The 988-nt window shown below is 68.3% G+C and carries 2 protein-coding genes; one reads left to right on the forward strand and one right to left on the reverse strand.

The genetic code is table 11. From position 1 onward, the window contains the following. A partial coding sequence (locus LQT98_RS23000) for a LysE family transporter (RefSeq protein ID WP_231465492.1) occupies positions 1-345 on the reverse strand: 345 nt, incomplete at its 3' end. 102 nt (positions 346-447) lie between these two features. On the opposite strand from LQT98_RS23000, the gene LQT98_RS23005 reads away from it, so the two are divergent. Beyond that, on the forward strand, positions 448-988 hold a 541-nt coding region (locus LQT98_RS23005), incomplete at its 3' end, for a LysR family transcriptional regulator (protein WP_231465494.1).

A 988-nucleotide genomic window follows, 5' to 3' on the forward strand; every position in this document is an offset into this window, starting at 1 on the left:
CAGGCCGGCGCGCAGCGCCTGCCAGGCGCTTTGCCGGCCGTGCGCCGTAGCCGGGCCGGCGGCCAGCGGCGGCTGGATGAAGGTGCGGTAGCCGATATAGAGCAGATAGCCGGCGCCCAGCAGCTTGAAGCCGGCCAGCAGCCACGGCGTGCGGCTGAGCAGCAGGCTCAGGCCCAGCAGCGCGCACAGCACGTGGAATTGCACGCCCAGCGCGATGCCGCAGGCGCCCAGCACGCCGTGGCCGCGCCCGTATTGCAGGCTGTTGCGGGTGATGACGGCGAAATCGGCGCCGGGGCTGATCACGGCGAGCAGGGTGAGCACGGCAACGGTGAGGAGTTCATTCATCGCGACAAGACTTTCAGGGTGGAAACGAGGTCGATTGTCGCGGGCTTGGCGCGCGGCCAAAATCGATTTATTGTCAGCGCATTGAGTGAGGAAAAATCATAGATGAGCTATCGCATTCCCGCCTTGAACGCCGTTCGCGTGTTTGAAGCCGCCGCGCGCCACGGCAGTTTCGTCAAGGCCGCCGCTGAACTATGCGTGACCCACGGCGCGGTCAGCCGCCAGGTCAGGCAATTGGAGGAAGGCCTGGGCGTGGCCTTGTTCGAGCGGCGCAACCGGGCGGTCTTCCTCACCGCGGCTGGCGAAAGCTTTTACCACAGCTGCGCCGAGGCGCTGCGGTTGCTGGAGCAGGGCGCGGCCCGCGCGCGGCGGCAGGCGGACGCGCCGCTGCGCCTGTCCTGCGAGCCCACCATTGCGATGCGCTGGCTGATACCGCGGCTGCCGGCCTTTCAGGCCGAGCATCCCGGCATCGAGTTGCTGCTGTCCGCCGCCGGTGGGAAAGTTGATTTTTCCTCACAGAGAATCGACTTGGCCCTGCGCCGCGACGACAGTGGTTGGGGCCTGGGCGACCATGTGGCGGCAGTGGCGCGCGAATGCGTGGGGCCGGTGTGCGCGCCGGCGCGGCTGGGCGCGGCCGGCGGTGATT

Source organism: Chromobacterium aquaticum (assembly GCF_021129195.1).
GTDB classification, from domain to species: domain Bacteria; phylum Pseudomonadota; class Gammaproteobacteria; order Burkholderiales; family Chromobacteriaceae; genus Chromobacterium; species Chromobacterium aquaticum.